This is a genomic window from Pseudoalteromonas lipolytica (assembly GCF_900116435.1).
GTDB classification, from domain to species: domain Bacteria; phylum Pseudomonadota; class Gammaproteobacteria; order Enterobacterales; family Alteromonadaceae; genus Pseudoalteromonas; species Pseudoalteromonas lipolytica.
Genome location: NZ_FPAZ01000005.1, coordinates 222764 through 247744 on the forward strand (window position 1 = coordinate 222764; position 24981 = coordinate 247744).

The 24981-nt window shown below is 38.6% G+C and carries 15 protein-coding genes; 9 read left to right on the forward strand and 6 right to left on the reverse strand.

Annotated elements, in window-relative coordinates; translation table 11 throughout:
* Positions 1-15 precede the first annotated feature (15 nt).
* Both BM378_RS06900 and recA read left to right on the forward strand, forming a co-directional pair.
* Positions 16-513, forward strand: a complete 498-nt coding sequence (locus BM378_RS06900; RefSeq protein ID WP_036970798.1) for a CinA family protein — start codon at positions 16-18, stop codon at positions 511-513.
* A 58-nt stretch (positions 514-571) separates the two neighbouring features.
* Positions 572-1618 carry a recombinase RecA gene (gene recA / locus BM378_RS06905; RefSeq protein ID WP_036970796.1) on the forward strand — a complete coding sequence of 349 codons (1047 nt, stop codon included), beginning with the start codon at positions 572-574 and terminating at the stop codon, positions 1616-1618.
* A 496-nt stretch (positions 1619-2114) separates the two neighbouring features.
* Here recA and BM378_RS06910 read toward each other — a convergent pair whose 3' ends face one another.
* Together BM378_RS06910 and BM378_RS06915 are read right to left on the reverse strand one after the other, a co-directional pair.
* Positions 2115-4238: a TonB-dependent siderophore receptor gene (locus BM378_RS06910; RefSeq protein ID WP_074988870.1), complete on the reverse strand. Its 2124-nt coding sequence runs from the start codon at positions 4236-4238 to the stop codon at positions 2115-2117.
* A gap of 139 nt (positions 4239-4377) precedes the next feature.
* Positions 4378-5547 carry a DcaP family trimeric outer membrane transporter gene (locus BM378_RS06915; protein WP_036970793.1) on the reverse strand — a complete coding sequence of 390 codons (1170 nt, stop codon included), beginning with the start codon at positions 5545-5547 and terminating at the stop codon, positions 4378-4380.
* A 271-nt stretch (positions 5548-5818) separates the two neighbouring features.
* On the opposite strand from BM378_RS06915, the gene acs reads away from it, so the two are divergent.
* Together acs and BM378_RS06925 are read left to right on the forward strand one after the other, a co-directional pair.
* Positions 5819-7759 carry an acetate--CoA ligase gene (gene acs, locus BM378_RS06920; protein ID WP_036970791.1) on the forward strand — a complete coding sequence of 647 codons (1941 nt, stop codon included), beginning with the start codon at positions 5819-5821 and terminating at the stop codon, positions 7757-7759.
* A gap of 96 nt (positions 7760-7855) precedes the next feature.
* Positions 7856-8506, forward strand: coding sequence for a response regulator transcription factor (locus tag BM378_RS06925; RefSeq protein ID WP_036970789.1), 651 nt, complete (start codon positions 7856-7858; stop codon positions 8504-8506).
* A 51-nt stretch (positions 8507-8557) separates the two neighbouring features.
* On the opposite strand, the gene purU is transcribed toward BM378_RS06925, so the two are convergent.
* Complete coding sequence (gene purU / locus BM378_RS06930; RefSeq protein WP_074988871.1) at positions 8558-9388, reverse strand: formyltetrahydrofolate deformylase; 831 nt, start codon at positions 9386-9388, stop codon at positions 8558-8560.
* Between the two features lie 214 nt (positions 9389-9602).
* Here purU and BM378_RS06935 point away from each other — a divergent pair, with 214 nt between their 5' ends.
* Positions 9603-12512: a hypothetical protein gene (locus BM378_RS06935; RefSeq protein WP_074988872.1), complete on the forward strand. Its 2910-nt coding sequence runs from the start codon at positions 9603-9605 to the stop codon at positions 12510-12512.
* 107 nt (positions 12513-12619) lie between these two features.
* Here BM378_RS06935 and BM378_RS06940 read toward each other — a convergent pair whose 3' ends face one another.
* Positions 12620-12988: a tetratricopeptide repeat protein gene (locus BM378_RS06940; protein ID WP_177222575.1), complete on the reverse strand. Its 369-nt coding sequence runs from the start codon at positions 12986-12988 to the stop codon at positions 12620-12622.
* A 574-nt stretch (positions 12989-13562) separates the two neighbouring features.
* Here BM378_RS06940 and BM378_RS06945 point away from each other — a divergent pair.
* The gene (locus BM378_RS06945) at positions 13563-16478 is read left to right on the forward strand and encodes a PKD domain-containing protein (protein WP_074988874.1); all 2916 of its coding nucleotides are present in this window, start codon (positions 13563-13565) and stop codon (positions 16476-16478) included.
* 329 nt (positions 16479-16807) lie between these two features.
* Here the strand turns inward: BM378_RS06945 and BM378_RS06950 are convergent, their stop codons facing one another.
* Both BM378_RS06950 and BM378_RS06955 read right to left on the reverse strand, forming a co-directional pair.
* Complete coding sequence (locus tag BM378_RS06950) at positions 16808-19219, reverse strand: serine/threonine-protein kinase (RefSeq protein WP_074988875.1); 2412 nt, start codon at positions 19217-19219, stop codon at positions 16808-16810.
* Positions 19220-19240: 21 nt separating this feature from the next.
* Positions 19241-19789 (reverse strand): RNA polymerase sigma factor, encoded by a 549-nt coding sequence (locus tag BM378_RS06955; protein WP_036970771.1) that lies wholly within the window; start codon positions 19787-19789, stop codon positions 19241-19243.
* 203 nt (positions 19790-19992) lie between these two features.
* On the opposite strand from BM378_RS06955, the gene BM378_RS06960 reads away from it, so the two are divergent.
* From BM378_RS06960 to BM378_RS06965, 3 genes are all read left to right on the forward strand, one after another.
* Positions 19993-21258 carry a hypothetical protein gene (locus tag BM378_RS06960; protein WP_074988876.1) on the forward strand — a complete coding sequence of 422 codons (1266 nt, stop codon included), beginning with the start codon at positions 19993-19995 and terminating at the stop codon, positions 21256-21258.
* An 848-nt stretch (positions 21259-22106) separates the two neighbouring features.
* Positions 22107-22229 (forward strand): hypothetical protein, encoded by a 123-nt coding sequence (locus tag BM378_RS20625; RefSeq protein WP_256213605.1) that lies wholly within the window; start codon positions 22107-22109, stop codon positions 22227-22229.
* Positions 22230-22330: 101 nt separating this feature from the next.
* Complete coding sequence (locus BM378_RS06965) at positions 22331-24973, forward strand: DUF2339 domain-containing protein (protein ID WP_074988877.1); 2643 nt, start codon at positions 22331-22333, stop codon at positions 24971-24973.
* Positions 24974-24981: the final 8 nt, after the last annotated feature.

The following is a 24981-nucleotide window of genomic DNA, read 5'->3' on the forward strand; positions in this document are numbered from 1 at the left end:
ACCCAAAGGCTGAATATGGAATTACATCAAGAGATTAAAACACTTGCTGCGAAATTAGGAGCTATTTTAACGGATAAACGCTTATGGATCACTACCGCTGAATCGTGCACGGGTGGGGGCGTGAGTTATGCGCTAACAGATACACCAGGAAGTTCTCATTATATTGACCGTGCTTTTGTTACATACAGCAACCAAGCAAAGCATGAATTAATTGGTGTGAGTAACGAGACTTTACAGAACTTTGGCGCTGTCAGTGAGCAAACTGTTTTAGAAATGGCGTCAGGTGCTGCGAAGGCTGCAAAGGCTGATATTGCGATTGCTATTTCGGGTATTGCGGGCCCCGGTGGGGCAACCCGGGATAAACCGGTTGGTTTGGTGTGGTTTTGCGTGCATTTTGCAGGAAAAAATTACCCAAGCAAACATGTTTTTACCGGTGATAGAGCCAGTGTTAGAGCTCAAGCTATTGTTTATTCAATAGAAAAAGTTATCGAGATAATAAAATCAGAAAATTAGCTTGATACTGTGATTTCATACAGTATACTGTCTGCATTAGCCGGATTTGGAGAACAGAATGAACGATAACAAACAAAAAGCGTTGGACGCTGCTTTATCACAAATTGAACGTCAATTTGGTAAAGGTTCAATTATGAAATTGGGCGACAACAAAGCCCTTGATATTGAAGCTATCTCAACAGGTTCACTGGGGATTGATATTGCATTAGGTATAGGTGGTTTACCAGCAGGACGTATCGTTGAAGTATACGGCCCTGAATCATCAGGTAAAACAACGCTAACGCTACAAGTTATCGCTGAAGCTCAGAAGCAAGGCAAAACGTGTGCATTCGTTGATGCTGAGCATGCTCTCGATCCTGTATACGCACAAAAGCTAGGTGTAAACATTGATGAGTTACTTGTTTCTCAGCCTGATACTGGTGAGCAAGCATTAGAAATCTGTGACATGCTTGTTCGTTCAAGTGCGGTTGACGTGGTTATTGTTGACTCGGTTGCTGCATTAACACCAAAGGCTGAAATTGAAGGCGACATGGGTGACTCACACATGGGTCTTCAAGCTCGTTTAATGTCGCAAGCCCTTCGTAAATTAACGGGTAATATTAAGCGCTCGAACACCTTGTGTATTTTCATCAACCAAATCCGTATGAAAATAGGTGTTATGTTTGGTAACCCAGAAACAACAACGGGTGGTAACGCACTTAAATTCTACGCATCGGTACGTATTGATATTCGTCGTATTGGTTCGGTGAAAGAGGGTGATGAAGTTGTGGGTAACGAAACCCGCGTTAAAATTGTTAAAAACAAAGTTGCACCGCCGTTTAAACAAGCTGAGTTCATCATTATGTATGGTGAAGGTATCTCTAAACACGGTGAATTAATTGACTTAGGTGTTAAACATAAGATTGTTGAAAAGTCAGGTGCTTGGTATAGCTACAACGGTAATAAAGTAGGCCAAGGTAAAGCAAATTCAATTAAGTTCTTAAAAGACAACCCAGAGATCGCAGATGAGATCGAAGGTAAGTTACGTGAAATGCTATTACTTCAAGCAACTATTAAGCCTGAAGACGGTGTAGATGTTGGCTTGATAGCTGAAGACGAGCTATAAAACACCTTTACAGTGTATTGTTAAGCGTGATTTGACCCGCCCTTAACACAAAAAGACCGCTACTTAGTTAGCGGTTTTTTTATGGGTGAATAATAGTCGCACTGAGCCGTTTTTATAGATGAAAAGTTGCGCCGGCTGTAGCGGCTATTTTACAGGGGCGGGCCTATACCAGTTCACTTAATTAATACCATTTTGCAAAAATACTTAATCATTTTGAGTGATTAAACCAGTCGCTACCTACGTTAAAAATTTTTGATTTAGAATAACTAAATTTTTGCCTTGTTATCAACGCGGTTTTATTGCCTCAAAATAGACCACTTAATTAAGCGTAATGCTATAAGTGAGCAATTTTAGGGATTAAGGTAAGGGGATATAAGGGATTCAATCTGTCAACGCGGGATAAACCAGCTGCAACGAGTCGATACATAAAAGCCGCACAGTGTGCGGCTTTTAAATTCTTAAAGTTTAGAGCTTATCGTTTCAAACTTGGCACTCATTAAAGCTGCCAGTTGAATGAAACAGCATAGCTACGTGGCGCACCATAGTAACCTTGTGCCCAGAATAGGCTATGAAGGTACTTTTCGTTGGTGACGTTATTAATATTTAAGTTAACACTAACATTGTCGTTAATATCGTAAGTGGCCATTAAGCTTAATAAACCATAGGCATCTTGCTGAGTGGTTATTTGCGGTGCATTAGTATCAGCATCGCGAACCTGTACGCGCTGCGTATCGTCTTGCCATTGATAATTTAGGCCAAAGGTTAAGCCATCAACTTCAGGCACTTTGTGAGTTAGCGCAAGTTTAAATTGATTCTCTGGCGTGTAGTCTTTTACCAGCTCATCACCATCGATGTTTAAGTTGCTATAGCTAAAGCTTGCACTCAATGTTTCATTGATTTGACCGCTAAGTTCTAGTTCAAAACCATCGCTATTAATGCCGTCTGCGCCATAGTAGCGTGTATCATCCGGTAAGGATCCTGGTACTGCTACAGCAAGACCCACTTGCTCTGCATCAAAGTAGGCAACAGTGACAAACAGGTTGTCATCAAGTAATTGTGCTTTTAAACCCACTTCACTACTTTTACCAGTAATAGGGTTGAGATAGTCACCATTTATGTCACGCTCAGTTTGCGGCACAAATGTTTCTGTGTAGCTTGCATAAGTTGAAAAGCGCTCGTTGATATCATAAACAACACCGTAGTAGGGCACGGTTTGATCGCTGTCTTTATCTTTCGCTTTCCCGTATGACTCACCTTCAGTTTCCCAATTTACTTGGCTGACACCTGCTAAGAAGCTAAGTGAATCGGTGGCTCTAATGCGTGTTGAAATATAAGCTGAACGTTGACGGCTAATCAGATCTGCTCCTGTTAAACCATCAGTGAGTGTCGGAATTGGCGCAACTCCGTCCCAACCACCCAGTTCAGGCATTTTAGGGAAACCATTGCCTGTGGTGCGGTCATAAAGAGATTTATCATTATAATCCATGTCTGCTTGGTTAACACCAAACGATAGGTCATGCTCCATACCAAATAAATTAAATTTACCCGTTGCATAGATATCTAAAATGTCGTGCTTATCTTTATGATCGTATTCACTTGCGTAACCTGTTAAGCCTAAACCTGTTTCTCTATCAGGCGTGCCATAAACATAGAAAAGCTCAGAGTCTTGCTCATTTTCTAAGTGTGCATAGCTGGCTTTTAAAAACCAAGTATTAGTGATTGCTTGCTCAATGGATAAAAATAACTGCTCGGTGGTGTTGTTCCAGTATGACCAATCGGATGCAGTGCTAGTTGATACATCGAAGTTAGTCGCAGTACCATCGCTATAATAAAGTGGTAACGCACCCCAAAGAGGGCTGTCTGCGTCTTTATTTTGTTTAACATAGTTAGCTGTTACGACTGTGCTGTTAGTCAGTTGGCCTTCATATGCTAAGTAATAAATTGTTTTATCTTGCTCGTAGCGATCAAGATAAGAGTCTGTTTTATGCTTTGTAAATACGGCACGCACTGCGTGGTTATCGTTGATAGCCGTTGATGCGTCAAGTTCAAGACGTTTATTATCCCATGAGCCATATGACACTGATGCATTGACCTGTGTTTGATATGTTGGGCGTTTTAATACCATGTTGACCGTTGCCGATGGATTACCAGCACCAGTCATTAAGCCATTAGCACCACGAACAATTTCGACACTATCGTATATAGAGGTATCAAGTGTGCCTTGAATAGAGCCGTTATCTTGGGGTAAACCCATGCCATTAACTTGAAAGTTGGTAATTTCAAAGCCGCGAGCTTTAAAGTAGGTGCGATCGGTTTCAATTTGCTCAACAGTCACACCCGGGGTGCTTTCAAGTACTGAGTTTAAATCATCAAGTGAGAAGTCATCCATCAACGCACGAGAAACAACAGAGATAGACTGAGGTGTTTCTTTTATGGTTAAGCCCAATTTAGTCGCTGATTGAGCTTGTTCGGTAATATAGTTTTTGTGATGTTGACCGTAGACAGCAATTTTTTCGATCGCAGGTTCTTCTTTTGGTTGTTCTGCTAAAGCGTAGCCACTAAGAAGAGCTGAAGTCACTATGCTTAATTGTGACAAGCGCAAAAATTTAGTTGATGACATGCAAATTTCCAAATAGTTCAATGATGATTCAAATTAATGCGTAATTTAATCTAAATGAAAATGATTTGCAATTTGCTTTTGAGGGCTTTAATAAAAAAAAGCGGCCGGAGCCGCTCAGGAAGTAAAACTATTTTTATACTTAAAAAACGTATTTTGCAGAAAATTGAAGGCGGTCCATATCACCATCAGCGCCACTTTCTAATTCTCGTTCAGCATGTTTCAGTTCAACACCAAATGTGAGTTTCTTTACTGGCGAGTATAAAATATTCGCGCTGTAGCTTTGACTTGTTTTAGTAGGATCACCCGAAATAGCTAACAGATCTGTGTTGTTATCTGCTGAGAAAAATGAATAAAGGAAAGTTGAACGCCACTGACTATTCCAGTGTTGTTGATAACCAATGAAGCCTGAAGTTGAGTCGATGGCATCTAGTTCATCACCATTAAGTACTGCACCATGTGCTACGTTTAAACCAACATATCGACCTAAGCCTGAACCTTGTGTCAGCATGAATTTGAGGTTGTTTTGACCAAAATTAACTTTACCCGATGCACTAATACCAAAGGATGTTTCGTCTGCATCGACGCCATTCTTTTTATAGGTTAGTTGACGCGCTAAACCTGTAAAAACTAATTCACCCCAGTCTGCTTTATGAGCATAACGCGCGGTAAAATCAGGTAAAGATGCATCATCCGTTGCAACGCGTGCGCCACCTTGGGTCGTAATTGTACTTTCTGGGTTTTCAACAGAGAACGACCAGTTGCCCGTTGAGTAACGAATTTGTGATTGGCGGGCAAAAACGGTCCCTTCTGCAGGGCCTACGAAGTCTAGCGTTTCTGGCAGTGCGCCTACGTTTTGAAAGTTTGACCACGCTTGACCAAATAACCAGCCATCATACGTGATAAAAGCTTGGCGAATACGCGGAGCATAGGAGTTGGTAACACGTTCATTACCACCCGGTGCGGAGGCTAAAAAGTCAATTTCGATTTTAGTGTTAACAGTTTTACCATTGTCTAACTTTGTTGCAGTGCCAAAATTAAAACGCGATTGGCGGGCATGCATATCAAAGACTGCATCGCTGTCAACGTCAGGTCCCACGGGAGTTGTACTCGGTACATAAAAATCACGACCAATGCTGGTACCATCTGGAACACCTGATGAATAGTCACTCCACATCGCATCTAGCTTTACATAACCGCCATAAGTGATATCGGTATTACCTAAAGTGGCAGCACTTGCAGTGCCTGTTAGTGCGCATAACACGGCCGATGCCGTGAGGGTCTTTAAAGCGGTTATTTTTGTTGTTGTCATAATGTCTATTCCTGTTGAAGCTATTTGTGTGTTGTTGTATCACTGTTGTTTAAGAAATGACTTCTCTCAATTATCTATTGGTCTATTAGACTAAGGTGTTACATAGCGATAAATCGCTTACATCAACATATTGGAGTAGATTATAGGTGGCTATTACGAAGTTTTTAGCTATTTGGCGAGATATACAACTAAGGTCTAATACTTTAAGGGGCGTTGCTGAGTGATCCTTGAAGCAGGCCGAAGGCAAGTAATTAAAATGGAGACGACAACAATGTCACAAAGTATCTATCCAGTTCCCGCGCATATCAAGAATGCCGCATTAGTTGATAACGATAAATATAATACACTGTACAAGCAATCTATCGATGACCCTGAAGGATTTTGGCGAGAGCATGGTAAGCGTCTTGATTGGTCAACTCCTTATACTAAAGTTAAAAACACATCATTTGACAAAGGCCATATCAATATTCGTTGGTTTGAAGATGGCCAACTTAATGCCTCATATAACTGTATCGACCGTCATCTCGCTGCTAAAGCAAACAAAACAGCCCTTATCTGGGAAGGAGACAACCCAGAGCAAAGCGAAAATATTACCTACCAACAATTGCACGATGAAGTTGCAAAATTAGCAAATGGTCTTAAAAAGCTGGGTGTTGCAAAAGGTGACCGCGTAGCGATTTATATGCCAATGACTCCGCAGGCTGTTTATGCCATGCAAGCGTGTGCTCGTATTGGCGCGATTCACTCTGTTGTGTTTGGTGGTTTTTCTCCATCAGCAATCGCTGACCGTATTAATGACTCAGGTGCAAAAGTCGTGATCACATCTGATGAAGGTCGTCGCGCTGGTAACTGCGTGCCATTAAAAGCAAATGTTGATGAAGCGGTATCACAAGATTCAGTAACCACAGTTGAGCATGTGATTGTTCACCAGTTAACTGGCGGTGAAGTAGAGTGGAACAGCCACGACGTATGGTGGCATGATTTAGTGGCAGATTTACCGGCAGAATGTGAACCAGAGCCAATGAATGCTGAAGATCCACTTTTCATTCTTTATACATCGGGCTCTACTGGTCAGCCTAAAGGTGTTGTTCACACCACGGGTGGCTACCTTGTTTACGCATCAATGACCCATGAATATGTATTTGATTTAAAAGAAGACGATATTTTCTGGTGTAGTGCTGATGTTGGTTGGATCACGGGTCACAGTTATATTGCGTATGGCCCATTAGTTAACGGCTGTACACAAGTGGTATTTGAAGGTGTACCCACTTACCCAACTGCAGGTCGTATGGGTGAAGTAATCGACAAACACAATGTCACTATTCTTTACACTGCACCAACCGCTATTCGCGCGTTGATGGCAAAAGGTGATGAGCCAACAGCGACATCAAAACGCACAAGTCTGCGTATTATGGGCTCTGTGGGTGAACCTATTAACCCAGAAGCATGGGCATGGTACTACGAGCATATCGGTAATGAGAATTGCCCAATTGTTGATACTTGGTGGCAAACAGAAACGGGTGGCATCATGATCACACCATTGCCGGGTGCAACAGACATGAAGCCTGGTTCTGCAACTCGTCCATTCTTTGGTATTGCACCTGCGCTTTATGATGCAGAAGGCAATACACTTGAAGGTGCGGTTGACGGTAACTTGGTTATTTTAGATAGCTGGCCTTCACAAGCACGTACCGTGTATGGTGACCATGAGCGTTTTGAACAAACTTACTTCTCTGCTTACCCTGGTGTTTATTTCACGGGGGATGGTTGTCGCCGTGATGAAGATGGTTATTACTGGATCACTGGGCGTGTTGATGACGTACTGAATGTATCGGGCCATCGCTTAGGTACGGCTGAGATTGAAAGTGCGTTAGTTGCTCATGAAGCCGTTGCTGAGGCTGCCGTGGTGGGTTACCCGCACGACATCAAAGGCCAAGGTATTTACGTGTATATCACGCCAAATGAAGGCGTCACAGTGAGCGATGAATTAACCGCAGAAGTGCGTAACTGGGTTCGTAAAGAGCTAAGTCCTATTGCATCACCAGATATGATTCAATGGTCGCCAGGTTTACCAAAAACACGTTCAGGTAAGATTATGCGTCGAATTTTACGTAAAATTGCCGCTAATGAGCACCAACAGTTGGGTGATACTTCAACACTGGCCGATCCGAGTGTGGTTGATGAGCTAATCGAGAATAGATTAAATCGTTAAAAACGCGTTAAAAACTTGATTAGAAGTTGATTCTAAACGTAGTATATCGGCTGTCACTTAGAAATAGGTGTCAGCCGAATTTATTAGGAGTGAACCATGAGTCAGTTTTTAATAGCGGATGATCATCCGTTATTTCGTGAAGCGCTGAAAGGGGCATTGAGTACTAAGTTTACGGATTTGGAAGTATTTGAATCGGAAAACTTCGATACCACATTGCAAGTGCTAAGCGAACAAGAAGATCTTGATATCTTACTACTAGACCTTCACATGCCAGGAAATGGCGATTTATACGGCCTTATTCGTATTCGCGAAGATTACCCAAGCTTACCTATTGCAGTTGTGTCGGGGAGTGAAGACATTAATATTGTGTCGAAAGTAATGGGTTACGGTGCGATGGGATTTATTCCTAAATCATCATCATCGGATGATATCGCAATGGCGATTAATCATATTCTAGAAGGCGATGTGTGGTTACCAGCAGAGCTTAAAGATAAAGTAGCAGCCGTTGATGGCGAAGACAAAGAAATTGCAGCTCAGGTGGCATCACTAACCCCACAACAATATAAAGTGCTGCAGTACCTGCATGAAGGTTTGTTAAATAAGCAAATCGCTTATGAGTTACATATCTCTGAAGCGACAGTAAAAGCACATATTACGGCCATTTTCAGAAAACTTGGCGTATACAACCGTACTCAAGCCGTGCTTATTGCCTCAAAACTTCAACTTGATCCTATTGAATCGAACTAGTCATTAGATAATAAAAATAATAAAGAGGCGAGCAGCCTCTTCATTCATTACTTAAGCAAACACCACGGTTCGATTACCGTTTATAAACAGTTTATGTTCAGAGGCCAACTGTAAGGCTTTGCAAAAAACTGTTTTTTCAACATCTTTACCCATTTTTGCCATCATCTCTGCGGTATCCGCATGACTAACATGCGTCACATCTTGCAAAATAATTGGCCCTTCATCGAGTTCGTTATTAACAAAATGAGCGGTTGCACCAATGATTTTTACCCCACGTTCAAAGGCTTGGTGGTAGGGTTTTGCACCAATAAAGGCAGGTAAAAATGAATGGTGAATATTAATAATTTTACCTTCAAAGCGCGCCACAAACTCAGGGCTTAAAATACGCATGTATTTGGCAAGGCCGATAATATCAGGCTGGTAGCTGGCAATTAAATCACCCACTTTTTGGTCATGCTCAGCACGGCTTAAGCCTTCGTGTGAAACAACATGAAACGGCACGCCAAAACCTGCTGCCAATGGCGCTAAGTCTGCATAGTTAGCAATTACAGCTAATACCTCTATATTTAACGCTTTTTCAAATTGTTTAAGTAATACTCCCCCTAAACAATGCGCTTCTTTGGTGGCAAGCAATACCACTTTGGTTTTTTCACTGCTGTGCAGCGCAAGCTCTGCGCCATCAGGAAGTAGCTCAGCAAGGCTTGGTAAAAAGTCATCTGAAATAACCCCGCTTAATTCGGTGCGCATGAAAAAGCGTTGGGCATCTTTGTCTACAAATTCGTTATTACGGGTAATATTCAAATTATGTTGATGACAAAGACCGGTGATCTTGGCAATTAGACCCACATCATCATCGCATTGTGTTGTTAAAATCGTGTTCATAGTCCTCATTCTAATCCCATTTGTGTGAACGTCATTATTTGCTAATTTTTTAGCGCTGAAAAGGACTATTTATGCAAAAGTTATTAATTATTAAGTTTTACAAGAATTATATTTTCAAATAATTGAGAATTATCTTCATAAATTACGTGTAGTGCTTATTTGCTTTTTTCCTATTTACTTTAGGGTGTTAGTCCGTAATCAATGGAAAGGAAACATGAAACAAATAAAGACACTTCTTGCTGCATCAATCTCGCTAATTTTACTTGCGGGGTGCAATTCAGATGATTCTAAAGATAATGTAGAAAAATCAAAAGATCCTATTAATCAGGCTCCCATAATCATTTTAAATAATGCTGAGGGTGTAGAAAAACAAATAATAACAATTACGGCGTCAGTTCAAGATGAAGGCGAAGTGACCTATCTTTGGAGTCAAAACTCTGGAGCATTGGTGTCATTAGAAAATACAAAAACGAACACGGTTAGTTTTGTTGCACCCAGTGTTACAGAAAATATTAAAATTTCTCTCAATCTAACTGTTGAGGATGAAGAAGGCTTAACATCGAGCCAAGATGTTGAAGTGGAGGTTAAGCAGCAGTTTGTATCATTGACACTAAATGGTGTAGCTACAGATTCCCCTTTGATGGATGCAACAATAAAAGCAACAATGGGTGAGCATAATTTTACGACAACGACTGATTCTGACGGTACCTATACATTAGAACTAAATGTTGATGATGATACAGATATGAGCCAGTTAATAACCATTGAAGCTCAAGGAAAGGATGATCAAAAAGAAGCTCTGCTTCAATCAAAATTAATGAGTTTTGAAAGCTTAAAAGCTAAAGCAGGAAATGATGCAGTACTTACTTCAGATGAGAATTTTGGTGTAAATGTTACTAATCTTACAACTGCGAAATCAGCACTTATATCACGAGAAAATTTATACAAAGAAGTAGAAACAGAACAAGATTTAATTCGGTTGCGTAATGAAATAAATGCAGAAGAGCTAGTAAAAGTTGCTACCGCTATTAAGGTTGTTCTAGATAAATCTTCAAACAATCAATCACTATCCTTACCAGATGGTATTACTAATGTTTTGGAGCTAGCATTAAACAACGAAAAAATGACTCAGTACATAAAAGATATAGAGCAAACTCCTGAGTTTACGCAGGCTAAGGAAGAAATGTTAGCAGACGAGAAAGTTGTCCAAAAACCAAATGCTAATGGTATCGATACTTTTTACTATAGTCGTGGAAATTTATATATAAATCAAGTTGTTGAACTTAATAATGATGGGACAGGGCAATACCTTTTAAACGCATTTGATGGCACCTTCAAGTGGACTTACAGTGATGGTATTTATACGTTGGAAAATCCTGAAGGTTTTTATGTTAATGAATCTATTTCAGAAGTTAACATTGATGGTGAAGTTAAATCTGTTATTCAAAAAGCAAGTCTATATAAATCAGAGCTAAAAATATTATCAGCAACTGATAACGGTTTTATCGTAAGTGAAACTGAATATACAAATATATCTTATCCAAATGGTGAGTATGATGATTATCAATTAATTGATGATTCTATTTTTAAAGTAATTACACAAGCTCAGCAAGTTGACTTTACATTAGCGCAAACTGAGTTTCCAATTTCGTTACCAGGCCCCAATATTTTGATTGAGGATGTTGTTCTTGGTGCTATGACGGTCTCTTTAAATGATGATGGTACAGGAAAAATTTTAGAGCTTGGAGATACTAATGCCTCAATTAATTGGCAGTTAATTGATGATAAAGGAAAAAAGTCATTGCAAATCACGCTTAATGACTATGATAATCAATCTATTATATTTAAGCAGCTTTCTGACAATGAAGGTGTCATCCAAGTTGCTGTAGTTAGTGAGTTTTATGATAAAAAATACGCCAGGGTAGGTTTTGCGAGTCTAGTTAACGAGTCAGAAGTATTTAGTTTAGAAACAGTACCGGGAATTTATAGTTATAACTTTGATGGCAAAAGTTTGGAAGAGTTCTGGTTTGAACTTTGGCCCGATGGTAAAGCTGTAACCATGAGTGTATCTGATACAGATAATGACGGAGAGTTATCCGCTGATGAAAGTAAAGTTTTTAAGGGTAATTGGAAGCTTGAAAATGACGTGCTAACTATAACTCGCAACCTCAATGATTATAATGGTTGTTATTATATTGGTTATGACTTTGCGTGTTGGCAATGGAATACAAGACAATGGAAGTTAATTGAGCAAATTGAAGATACGATATATGTTAACCACATGCATCAATTTACATATAATCAAGGTGAAGAACCAAGAGAAAAAACGTTTGATAATCGTAAATTTAATAAAGCGAGCGAACGACCTATACTTGCTCCATTAGCTGATGAAATATTGCAGCAGATAGGCTATCAACCCCCTATTGCTTTGAAAGGCTTAGTTAGTTTTGACACATATCTTGATAAAAGTTTGTATTTCGTAAATTTTGATTATTATCAGGAAGGTGAAGTGGGTTACTTCCAATTTAATACAGATGAATCATTTGAGTTCTACCAAGATGACCAGCTTAGTACTGGGAACTACCAACTTTTTGCTGATAATCAAGCTGTTTTGCGCGATAACATATCATTTAATTACGGTAAAAGTTATGGCTTATTAGCTGAATCAAGTAATGTTTTAATTACAGCATTCGATGACTCTATTTGGCCCCAATTTAGTAATGAAACTGATGCCAAAGTATATATAAGCACTGTTACTGATAATAAACCTGTTAGTACAATAGATCATTTACTAAACCGAAAAATTTACATGGTTGATAGAGGTGATAATAGTGAATGGCATATCAGTTTCTTACAGTTTGATAAAGAAAAAGTGACGATATATTCCGATGAGAGCTTTAGCGTTGTACAAGCTGAACTTGACTACTCAGTAACGGAGGAAGGAATGATGAGTATTTCGGGTAATTCGTTGTTTTTATCATTGGTGACAGATGCATTTAATATAGTAGTGACTAATGTTGACGAGAACGATACAAGGGATTTTAATTACTTCTTATTTGAACATCAAAAAGCAATAGATTTTGTACAAAATGCGAATGTGTTTCAAGAAAGCTCAACACGTTAGCCATTTAGATTAGTTAATATAAGTAAGGTCAGATTGCATGTTTGATGTATCTGACCTTACTTTTTTAAGAATTAACTAATCCTAATTATAAGTTTTAGACTTTATTTTCAAAGCATGGAATTATCAGGGGTTGTTGCTAGTTTTTCGTTTGCGATTGCAAGTTGCTTTTCTGTTCGGGTAAAGCGAATACTGTCTTCTCCTACGCTTTCTCTAAACCCCTCAAGTGCATGTTTTAAATGATACTGTGCATCTCGCCACTCTTCTAATTCTAGCAAAGCGCGTGCTAATGCAGTTTTCACTAATGCTGTTCTGTAAGAAACTTCTGGATACAGAGTTAAAGTTTTTTCTAGGGTCTCTGTTAGGATTTTTTTAGCTTTAATTTGATCGCCTTTCTCTGAATAGGCAAGTCCTAAATTACGTGCCGCGGTGAGAGTATTTGTATGCACTTCCCCATACATTAATGTAATTCGATTCAAGGGCTTCGTTCTATGCTTCAATAGCTTGGTCAAAGCGTTGCTGATAACCATATGCATTGCCCAGGTAATTATAGCCGTATGCATAGTCTATATGTTTTTTCCGTAGCGCTCACTGACCATTTTGGCAGAGCTAACCTACTCAGCCAACTCGAATAGTGGCAAATAAATTGATAGCTACTTTGCTACAGCAGGTTAACCACAGTGAAGTGTTTATTCGGTACACTCTAATCGCCTGATCCTCTCACCATAAAAACAGTAAAAACGATTTAAGCTGTTTACCACAATGAGGCATAGAGCAGAGCAAAGTGTGGTTAGAGTCGTGTTTATTCCTTCACTCTGATCCCAGTTTGACTTAGCCTTAATATTCGATCAATTTACAATGAATAAAATTATCTTCTTTATATTCAAGTGAATGCTACTTGCAATAGACATGTTAATAATTAACATTGAGGTGCGAAAATTAAAAAACTCTTTCCGAAAATGAGAAAATTATTTGTTAATTACGTGGCGTGAAAATTTATAGAAGCGGTATTTAATTTAGGTGTTAGTTCATTAACTATGAAAAGGAAAAACAATGAAATACCTAAAAACACTGCTTGCAACTTCAATTTCGTTAGCATTACTCGCAGGTTGTGGATCAGATGATTTTAAAATTGATCAACAACAATCAGAACAAACTGAGCAACCACAAGAGCCGGTAAACCAAGCGCCGATTATAACTTTAGACAATGCTCAAGGGGTTGAGAAACAGACTATCACTTTAACTGCATCGGTAGAAGATGAAGGAGATGTCACTTATTTATGGGCGCAAAGTGATGGTATTGCTGTTTCCTTAGAGAATACCGAAACAGACACCGTAAGCTTTGTTGCTCCTAGTGTTGCTCAAGATCAAAGTATTTCTTTAACGTTAACGGTGAAAGATGAACAAGGCTTAAGCGCGACGAAAAATGTTGATGTTGAAATTAAACAGCAACTTGTGGTGCTAACAGTGGATGGTATTGCAACTGATTCTCCGTTAATGGAAGCAAGTGTAAAGGCAACACTCGGTGAGCACGAATTTACCACGACAACAACGACAGATGGCCTGTATAGCTTAATAATTAAAGTGGACGATGACATTGATATGAGCCAAGTTGTTACGATCGAAGCACAAGGTAATAATGACCAGCAAGCGGCGTTGTTGCAATCTAGGTTAATGAGTTTTGCAACTTTAAAGAATCGCGCGGGTGATGATGGCGTGTTGTCACAAGCAGATGACTTTGCAGTTAATGTTACTAATTTAACAACTGCTAAAGCTGCATTGATGCTCAGAGAAAACTCCCTGGCAGAAATAATGACTGAGCAAGATCTGCAGCGTTTAGGCAGTGAAATAAACGCTGACGAGTTGATCCAAGTTGCTACTGCAATCAAAGTTATTTTGGATAAATCCTCGTCGAATGATGCGCTTGCTTTACCTGCAGGGGTTGATAATGTGCTAGAGCTTGCTTTAGATGAGCAAAAAATCACAGATTATATTGCTGCTGTAAAAGATGAGCCTGTATTTACACAAGCAAAAGAAGAGATGCTTGCTGATGGCAAAGTGGTTGATAATAGTAATGTTTCTGGAATTAATACGCTTTATTTAAACGAAGGAATAGAATATTACAACCCAGTTATTGAGTTTAATAATGATGGTCAAGGTCACTATACTACTTACGCCAATCAAGGTTCATTTACTTGGCAAAAAAGTAACAATGTGTACACCTTGGAAAACCCAGATGGTATTTTTAATTTCAGCAGCTCGGAGCAAGTACTCATTGATGGGCAACAAGTATATATAGATATGGAATCATCTGTTTATAAGGTTGAAATTACTATATTAACAGATACAGAAAATGGCGTAATACTGAAAGAAGAACATTTTAGTAAAGTGAGTTACCCCAACGGTGAGAAGCCAGACTATGAAGATACATCTGAATTTTTGACGAATGCTTTCACAAATAATCAACAAGTTGATTTTGTACTAACAACAACTCCACTCGCAGTGCCATTTCCAAGTGTAACTTATAATGATGGTGAAGTTGCTACAACGCTTGATGCAGCCACATTAATGTTACATGAAGATGGTTCCGGTTCTTTAGTTGAGTTAGGGAATACGCCTTTACAATGGCAGTTAGTGGAAAGTGGTGGCAAAAAGTCTTTAGTTATTACTTTAACCGATTATAACAACCAAAGTTTTACTTTCCGACAACTAACATCTGCGGATGGAATCGTTCATATTGCGGCTTTTAATAACGATGATGCTCCCAAGGCCTTTGTAAATATTGCCAGTAAAATAAAGAGCAACGAGTACTTTGATATACAAACCATGCCTAGTGTTTATGCGCATACATCAGATGCTTTGTCTGCATTTTGGTTTGAGTTGTGGCCAGATGGTCGCCTTATTACGGTAAGCACCTATGACTACAATAACGATGCTGAGTTATCAGCAAATGAAGTCGGCGTCACCCGAGGTAATTGGTCAATGCAAGATGGTAAAGTTTCACTGTCTCGGTATACAGGAGGAGAGGGTTGTTACTATGCTGATATTAGTCCTAGTTGCTGGGAATATAACCGCCGTGAGTGGCGTTTGATTGAGCAAGTTAATGACTCTGTTTACTTCACGCGTAAGATGATGTGGGCTGATATGCCTGGTACTGGTTTTACGCAAGTTGGCCATAATAATCGAAAACTTATAAAACAGAATGATCGACCAATTCAGTTACCTGAAGAAATATTACAAGTGATAGGTCAGTTTCCTTATGTTAATTTAACAGGTTTAATTTCACTTAATAATTACTTGGAGAAACCCCTTTACTATGTAAGTTACGAGTACTCGAGTGAGGGAGAAGTGGGTTATTTTCAATTTAATGCTGACCAAACCTTTGACTATTATCAAGATGGAGTGCTTAGTGATGGAAGCTATCAGGCTTTTGCAGATAATCAGGTGATTTTGCGTGATGATACCTCATTCTTTTATGGTAAACGTTATGGATTGTTGGCCGAATCAAATAATGTCGTTATAGCAGCCTTTGATAGTTTTGTATGGCCACATTTCGAGAGTGAAGTTGATGCTAAAGGCTACGCGGAAGCTGTGGCTAAAAATACCCCTGCGAGTGGTATTGACCATCTGCTAGAGAAAAAAGTGTATATGGTGGATAGAGACCAAAAAGGTAAATGGGTAATGACATTCCTTAAATTTGGTAATGATAAAATAACTATTTACTCAGATGAAAGCTTTAGCAGTATAGAAACTGAGATTGCATATACAGTGACTGAGGAAGGGGTGATTAACTTGAGTAACACCGAAAATACCATGTATTTATCATTAGTCACAGACGCGTTTAACATCATAGTGACCAATGATGTTGAAAATGAGCATAAAGACTTTAATTACTTTTTATTTGATTTAAATAAGGCTAAAGACTTTATCAATAATAGCAATGCATTGCGAGAGAGTGCCTACCGTTAATTGCACTTAGAAACGCGCTTGATGTTTGTAAGACCCCATCACAGGGGTCACTATATTAGTGATAATGTGAGACTAAATTACTTAGCTAAACTATTTTAAGTGTAGTGACTAATGTTGACGAGAACCATAGAAGGGATTTTAATTACTTCTTATTTGAGCATTAAAAAGCAATAGATTTTGTACAAAATGCGAATGTGTTTCAAGAAAGCTCAACACGTTAGCCATTAAGATTAGTTAATACAAGTAAGGTCAGATTGCATGTTTGATGTATCTGACTTTACTTTTTTCAAGAATTAACTAATCCTAATTATCAGTTTTAGACTTTATTTTCAAAGCATGGAATTATTAGGGGTTATTGCTAGTTTTTCGTTTGCGATTGCAAGTCGCTTTTCTGTTCGGATAAAGCGAATACTATCTTCTCCTACACTTTCTCTAAACCCCTCAAGTGCATGTTTTAAATGATACTGTGCATCTTGCCACTCTTCTAATTCTAGCAAAGCGCGTGCTAATGCCGTTTTCACTAATGCTGTTCTGTAAGAAACTTCTGGATACAGAGTTAAAGTTTTTTCTAGGGTTTCTGTTAGGATTTTTTTAGCTTTAATTTGATCGCCTTTCTCTGAATAGGCAAGTCCTAAATTACGTGCTGCGGTGAGAGTGTTTGTATGAACTTCCCCATACATTAATGTATTTGATTCAAGGGCTTCGTTGTATGCTTCAATAGCTTGGTCAAAGCGTTGCTGATACCCATATGCATTGCCCAGGTAACTATAGCCGTATGCATAGTCTATGTGTTTTTTCCCGTAGCGCTCACTGACCATTTTAATGGCTTGTGTATGGAGAGGTATGGCTTTGTCATATTCACCTAGACGAGAAAAGTTATTCCCCATTTCGTTCAAAGTGAGTGCCAAAGTTGGATGGTCTTTTGGGTAGATTGTTATTTGCACTTTATAAATGTCTTCAAGAAGAGCGTTGGCACTATCAAAGTCTTCGTTAGCAGAATAGGCACTTTGAAGTGTAAAAAGCGCATGAAGGTATTCTGCGGATGTACTGGCAAAATGTTTTTTGGCGAAAGTTATTGTTTGTTTTGCTTCTGTTAATTGTTCTTTTAATTTACCTTGCTCTTGAAATACTGCAGTGCGTTTATTTTTTATTTCAATAATCGCACTGTGCTGCTTATTTTGTATTGCAAGGCTTTCAGCTATTTGTAAGTTTGTTAAAGCAGCGTCATGTTCATCACTATAAAAGTAAGCATTAGCGAGAGTTGTGTAATACTGTGTTTGATCTTCAGTGGATAGCAAATCTATATCAACGGAATTTAAAGCTGTTCTCGCAGACTCGATTTTAGATAGTTTAATATATATCTGAGATTTCAGTAAGTTAGTGGTGTTGTTATACAAGTCTGCTTGATTAAGCGCAAGCAATTCCAATGCTTCTGAGTATTCGCCAACACCACTTAGTGACTGCGCTAAATATAAAATTACTTTGGGTCGATTAGTTAGAATATTGGCATCATTAATTAGTCGTTGTTTTGCACCAAGTAACAAGTCTTGAGCACTTACTTCATGACCATCATAAGCTGCAGGGTCTGCTGACTTAAAAACATCAACCATAAAGTTTGCTACATATTCAGTTGTCGCTTGCTCTTTTTTTAGCTGCGTATTTTGTTTCCACAGTACAGTTGTAAATAAAATAGACGCTAAAACAAAGCCACTTGCAATGATTGCAGTTATTGGATTACGCCTGATAAACTTTTCACTGCGATAGAGGCTACCGTTGTATATGCTAATCGGTTTTACATTTATAAAATTATCTACGTCAGAAGCAAGTTGAGCAGCTGTTCTATACCGCTGATTCTTATCCGAGGTAGTATGATTAATTATGCCATGTAGCTCTTTATTGTTATGTTCATGTAATGTGCTCTTTAATACTTTGCCTAGGCTATAGACATCACTTTGAGTGGTCAGAGGTTCGCCAGCTAGCTGTTCGGGGCTTGCATATTCGTTGCTTAGGCCATTGATATAGGCAGAGTAAATTGTGTTGCTTTGTTCACTTAGTGTATGTGCTACACCAAAGTCAACGAGCTTAGGTTCTCCTAATTTATCAACGAGTATGTTATCAGGCTTTAAATCCCCATGAATGATTCGATTTTGATGAGAGTAACTTACGGCATCACATACTTTAATAAATAACTTGAGTATTTCTGTGTTAGAACGTACTGAGCAAAACTTTTCTAGAGGTACCCCTTCGATATATTCCATTATTAAATAAATTAAATCATTTTCAGTGGTACCAACGTCATAAATTTTTGCGATATTTGGATGATTTAATCGAGCTAGGTAGTGTGCTTCTTTAAATGCTATCTCTTTTGACGTTAATAGAGTGATTGATGGAGCAATGATTTTAATTGCTACTTGCTGTTCTAGTTGCCCATCGCAGCGCTCAGCCAAGTAAACTGCCCCCATACCGCCAGAACCGAGCAATCGGATTAACTTGAAGTGCTGAATGATTACGCCTTCTAGCATTAATATATTTTTATCTATGTCGAGACTATGAGCTTGATTGGAAATAATATTACTGAAAAGAGTATGCGAATTATTTTTATGATATGCAGTTATGAGTTGTGCTACTTTTTGCTTTAGTGGTTCAGGTACGTTTTTTAAGTTGTTTAATCCTTGCTCTAAATCAGTAGAGGAATGGGTAAGTAAATAATCAAATACACTTAATTCATCATGAAATTTCATAGCAAATCCTTTGTTATTATTTTATATATTAACTCTTATAAATGCTTTCGCAGCGTCTAGTTCTCTGTAAACAGTAGATTTTGAAATGTTGAGTTGACTCGCTAGCTGCTCAGCTTCGAGTCCTAAGAAGTAATGCTGTGAAAAAATATCCGCCTTTTTAGGGTGTTGCTTTTCTAGTAGCTTTAATGCGTTGTCCAGCGCTAAATAATGTTCAGGTGACGCTTCATTAAAATTTTCTTCGGTATACTCAATAGGCGTTCTTTTGCTCGCGGTTACTTTACGTATTTCATCAACTAATAAATTACGTATAAACAAACTAAGATAGCGATTAAATTGAGTTTTATGATCTACAGTGTAATTAGGAGGGATAAGCTCTAAAAGTGATTGATGCAACAAACACGTTGTCGTAGGTAAGTTATTCAATATATATGTAGCATCAATTTGTTGTTTATAACTATTTAAATGTGAACGGCAAACTTCTTTAAGGTGGAGGTAGACCAACGCTTTTAATTTTTTTTCACTTTCTTTGCAATTGTTTTGCCATTTATTTAGCAAGCTCATGATATCCATATACTTTCACTAGACTTTTTGTTTAAAACTTAATTGTTTGATAACAAATGTAACTTAAAATTTGTTTTTTGTAATCATCTCTCATGATTTTTGAGTAAAAATAAATTTAGTTCATTTGAGAATTCAGAGAATTAATTTCGTCGCTACCAGATTTTAGACTTAACGATAAAGTTTAGTAACTTAAATAAGTAAAAGGTAAAACGATGAAACTTAATTTTAATTATGCTTGGTTGCTTGTATTTAGCTTAGTTGTTGCTGGTTGTGGCGGAGGGGGAGCTGATTCATCAGGGAGTACAAACACTTCAACTGGTGATGGAAATTCAGGCGGAGGAGCAACAACGACTCAACCAGAAATTACAGTTAGTACAGTTGATTGCAGTGATTGTGAAAAATCAGCAGAAGTCAACATTATGGAAATCACTTCTGATGAAGCTATTTCAGCAATTGATGTTAGTTATCAATCAGGTTATGTAAAAGTAAACAGCGTTCTTGCAAACAAATCAGGTGGAACTTCATTTGATGCAAACAAGCAATTAACTTTGACTTTTTCAGCTGATCAGGCTGGTGATTACTCTGTTACATTGAACAAAGTGAAAGTGGGTGATACATGGTATGAACAAAATAAATCAGTCAATGTTACTATCGTTGAAACTGTCGTTAATGGCCATGTAGAATTTACTCTTTACACTACAAATGGAACACTCATCAACACAATTGCTCCTCAGCAAGTTGAAAAAGGTATGAAGCCAAATGGTTTGTATGTAGAAAATTTTGAAGTGCAAAACTATCTATATGATGAACAAAGTAATACCCTCAGTGAAGTATCTACACTAACTTTGCAAGCGGATGAAAATGGGGAAACAAATTTCTCGCTTGCACCGGGAAAATATTTATCTCATTTCAAAGCAGTCAGAAAGTTCAATGACCAATTAGTCTCTTTTGAATTGATTGTGAAACATACCGTTGAGAATAATGGTTCTCATTTTTATACACAATTTATCTATCCTAGAAATGTTTCTAGTAAGCTTATGGAAAGCCAAAAGGCTCTCTATGATGATATAGCAGATGGATCACTAATGGATATGAATCTATATAACCTACGCCCAGGTCGTTATTGTACTTCATGGTTTGATGATTCATATAGTGTTGTAAATATAAACGAAAAAGTTTCCGTGACATACAATAGTTTTTGTTATGAAGCGATTGCTCAAACAGGTGATGATATCGTTCTTGAGTACACTCAATCGAGTATTGCAATGAAAGTTGCTTTAACTCAGGGTGATGCGCAAGTTGGTTTACTTGATTTCGTCAATGATACAATGCAATACGATCATCAATATACTCTTGGCAGCAATAAGTTGAATTTTGAGTTTAGCGAATTTGCTGAAACAGGTGATGTTGAATTTAGCTTTATCGATGGAAAAGGGCTGAGTAATAATTTTGAGCTAACAATCAAAGTTATGGAATAATTAGATTTAGTAGTAAAGCCACACTTTTAAGTGTGGCTTGTCCTTAAATAGATCCCTTTCGCGCAAATTTGACTATCTAATAATTTATCTGATTTGATTGCATAAGCGCCTAAAATGTAATCATTATTTACTTTTAGTGTAAAAATAAGCTGCTTTCACTATACATGTGATTTTCTGTCCATAATTATGATTAATTAAGTGCTTTTCTACATCATTTTCTACACTTTTTGACTTTATCGTAAGTAACTGTAATTGAAGGTAATAACTTGTAAAGCATAGAGTTTTTTTTGCACTGTTCGAGTCGGAATGGGGTATTACAAACAATAAGGAAAAACTCCATCAAAAGCACTCTACTTAAAACAAGTGTTGTCTCAAGTTTATTTTCGGTACTGGCTGCTTGTTCAAACGACGACAGTAGCTATGTGTAACTATACAATGGTTCTTATAACAGCCCTTACACACGTTTATTTGTTGATGACACTGAACGTTCGGGCGTAGACTTTGATGACGTAACAACCTGCCATATCTATGACTTGGGTGAGTATGAACTGAGTTTTTAATATGATGAAGCCAGTGATTGCTATAACGCTATTTATAAAGCTTACGACCCTCGTATGATGACCATTGAAGAAAACCTAACCCTAGCGGCTATAGCCACGCTATTAATGTGGTTAACTTTATTGATAACTAGCAGAGCAATATATTGATAAAGTGGGTATGTACTGCACTCTAAATGATGAGACCGTGAAGATACTAGCAATAGTGTAGAAGAGTTAGACGAAAGTGGTTGAGAACTAAGTTTATAGTATCTATGTGGTGTTTGGATATTGGCCAACAGATAGTGAACTTTGCAACTAATAGATATGAACTTTACTGAAGAAAATAATTATACCTTGGTGATTGAACGCGATGAAACAACGGACTCAGATTATAAAATGAGCCTAGAGCTCACAGTGACTAAACAGTCTTAATTGGCTTGAATGCAACGGGGTCGTTTATTTACTCTTACTAAGTGTTTATTGTATAAACAATGAACGCTTTTATGTTGTTAAAGCAGAGACAAGGATTGGGTATGGATGAAGGTATTGCGTTATTAATATTGCTTGTTTTAGTGGTATTCGGCGGTTCTGTTGCAGGAATAATTGCTTTATTTCAGCTGTCTGTTTTAAAAAAAGAAGTCGCGTTATTGAGAGAGAAGCTTGCTGAGCCAAGGCCCGATAAGCAGCAAACGGATACTGAATTTCAACAGCATGTACCAAGAACCTCATCACAATCAACAAACACAGCTTCGCATTCAACAATAACAGCAACGATTGATTCGTTGCACGTTGAGCCAATGCTCTCTGCAGCAAGGCAGCCTCAGGGGTCGTCTCATGAGCCAATGCTTACCCTAGGGAAAGCCGCTGCGTTTGAGTTTATCACGTCCCTTATTACAGTGTTTAAAACTAATTGGCTGACGTGGGTTGGGGCTATTGCACTTGCTTTTGGCGGAATCTTTTTAGCCCGTTATTCGCTAGAAGCAGGGCTCTTGTCAGAAACGATGCGATTAACTTTAGGCGCTGTTTTTGGGGTAAGTTTAATTGTGGCAGCAGAGTACTTGCATCGTAAAGGAATAGTGTTTGAAGGCTTTAATAACTATATACCGGCAGCGCTTGCCAGTGGCGGCTTTATCAGTTGTTTTGCTTTAACATTACTGGCTTATACCCACTATGCATTATTAGCGCCTTTGCCTGCCTTCGCTATTTTGACACTGGTGTCGTTGGCTGCCAGTTGGATGGCATTGCGCTTTGGTCCTCTGCTTGCGGCTATTGGTATTATTGGTGCTTACAGTGTGCCGGTCTGGGTGAATACAGGGAGTAACGACTTTGTTGGTTTATTGACCTATGTTGGCTTTGTGAGTGTTTCGGCCTCTTTGGTGGCTCATTATGTGAAACGTCAGTGGCTTTGGTATTTGCTCTGGACTGGACACCTTGGTTGGTATTGGTTAGTGGCAGTAAGCGCTTCACATAATATTCTGTGGTTTATTAACGTATACGCTGTGTTCAGTATCTTGCTACTGATTGCGATTGTGCGTTTGGGTCTTAAGTTTATTCAAATAGAACACCGCCCTCAGCGTTTCATAAAGCAGCTTAAGCAACTACCCGATAATCCATTGCTTATAGCGATTTTAGCGCCGCTTGGTTTTTTGATGTTTAGCAATAATGCGTTACTCACTTGGCAACTTAGTAGTCTGTTAATGGTCAGTGTGCTGTTGTTTTTAGTGCTTAAAAACAGCGCGTGGGATAGTTGGTTAACGGTTGCAGTCGGCTGTGTTGTGCTGTTATTAATTAGCCAGCGTAATAGCGTTGATTTTACCGAGCAGCTTTTTGTGTTTAGGCAAAACTACGGAGTCGGGCTGTTTTTTATCGCGCTGTTTATTAGTTATGGTTTGCTGTTCGCACGCAAATATCCACAGCGGTTAGGATTCTCGCTGATAGCTTCGCTGTCGAGCTTTGTGATTATTGGTTGCTTGTATGTTATTACGCCAAATAATGCGCTTACAAATGCTTATCCGCTCTGGTGTACGGTGTTATTGGGGGTCAGTGCACTGTTATTTAAATTAGCGGTGCGTAACAAGCAGCCCTTACAGGTTTTTTGTTTTTGGTTAGGTGGCAATGGCAACATTAGCTTAGCGCTCACAATGTTGCTTGAAGGAAGTAGTTTGACGCTTGCATTAGCTATGCAGGTTGTATTAATTAGCTTTTATATTAATAAGCATGCACTGCGTTTACCAATGTGGCCATTAAAAGCGTTAATAGCGTGTTTGTTGGTACGCTTAAGCTTAGCACCTTGGACACCAAGTTACAGTGATGCAGTATTGCTTGGCGTTCATTGGAGTATTGTTGTCTATCCTTTGTGTGCTGGGTTATTTTATTGGGCTGCAAGGTTTTGGCAACAGCAGCCATTGAGGGTTTGGTTAGAAGGCGCAGGCTTACACTGTATTGCTTTATTTGTTACCACAGAGACCAGTTATCAATTGGTTGGGCATTATCCTGATTTTAATAACCTGTCAGTGTACGAGCACATCTTGCTTACGTGTAATTGGGGGGTATTAGGGTGTGTATATTTACTGCGTGCTCGGTATACGCAGCAAATGGTAAAACTTTACCAACTAGCGGGGTTAGGATTACTAACACTTGCAGGGTTGCTCGCTGCTACTTTATTCATGGAGTTAAATCCTTTCTTTGCACAGATACGCATTGGTCAAATGCCTGTTTTTAACTGGTTACTACTTGTGTGGTTAGTGCCGGCATTAATATGTGTATGGGCAGGTCAATTAACTAGGTCTATTAATTCCCGTTTACTGAAGCCATTTCATATTTTAGCGGGTGCTTTCACCGCACTGTATATTAATGCAGAAATACGCCATAACTGGCAAGGTGAGTTTATTAACTTAGCGCAGCCTACCTCAGATGCTGAGCTTTATAGCTATTCATTAGTGTGGTTGATCATAGGTGCTTTAGTGGTAGTGATGGGTCATTTAAAGTCATTGGCTACGGTGCAAAAGCTAGGGCTTGGTTTATTAGCGCTGGTGGTATTAAAGGTATTTTTGATTGATATGGCAAATTTAACAGGGCTGTTAAGAGCCGTCTCGTTTTTAGGGCTGGGATTATCTTTAGTGGCACTGAGCTGGTTATTTCAAAAGTTTAAGGCAAAGCCCGTTGCTTTGCCTTAATAATAGGG